The organism is Campylobacter sp. BCW_4332 (assembly GCF_001763175.1).
Taxonomy (GTDB): domain Bacteria; phylum Campylobacterota; class Campylobacteria; order Campylobacterales; family Campylobacteraceae; genus Campylobacter_D; species Campylobacter_D jejuni.
The window spans coordinates 1-608 of the sequence record NZ_MJYF01000008.1; the positions used below are offsets into that span (position 1 = coordinate 1).

The 608-nt window shown below is 25.7% G+C and carries 1 pseudogene; it reads right to left on the reverse strand.

Annotation, left to right across the window (positions count from 1 at the left end):
* Nucleotides 1-2: 2 nt before the first annotated feature.
* Nucleotides 3-608: pseudogene (pseD, locus tag AJN64_RS00580) on the reverse strand (flagellin modification protein PseD); the annotation flags it as partial.

Genomic DNA, 608 nt, shown 5'->3' on the forward strand with positions numbered 1-608 from the left:
TTTCACCTTCTCACCCTTTCCATCCATTTATCTAATTTTCTTTCTTTAAGTTTTTCTTCTAAAGGAAGTATATTTTTTATCAAAGCACTTTCTTGTGCTTTGATATGTCCATAAACTAATTCCATAAATTCTAAATGTTCTTTTATCCAAAGAATACTTTTATTAAAAGCATCTTCTTTGGTTTTAGGATTTAAAACATAAATTCTAGCAAGATTAAGTTCAAATTGTGTCAGTAAAGGACCTAAAATTTGCATCAAATCTTTTTGAGTATTATAAAGCTCATCGATTTGAGTTTTGATTTTATCTATATCTTTAATGATTTCTTTGATAAAGGTTTCATTTTCTTGAGAATTTTGCAAGATAACAAAAGAATTTTTTATTTTATCATAGCTTTTAATAAATTTATTACTAAAATCTCTACAATGTTTAATACTTTGATAAACTTTATAATAAGCCTTAAGTAAAAACTCATTTTGTTTATTTAAGCTTAAAGGTTCTAATTTTTCAAAAGGTTTATTTAAATCTTTATCAAGTAAATTCTCACAAGCCCATAGAAAAGGTTTTTCTATAGTTCCTTCTATCCTTGCCCCACCTTCGGTGCAGTTGTA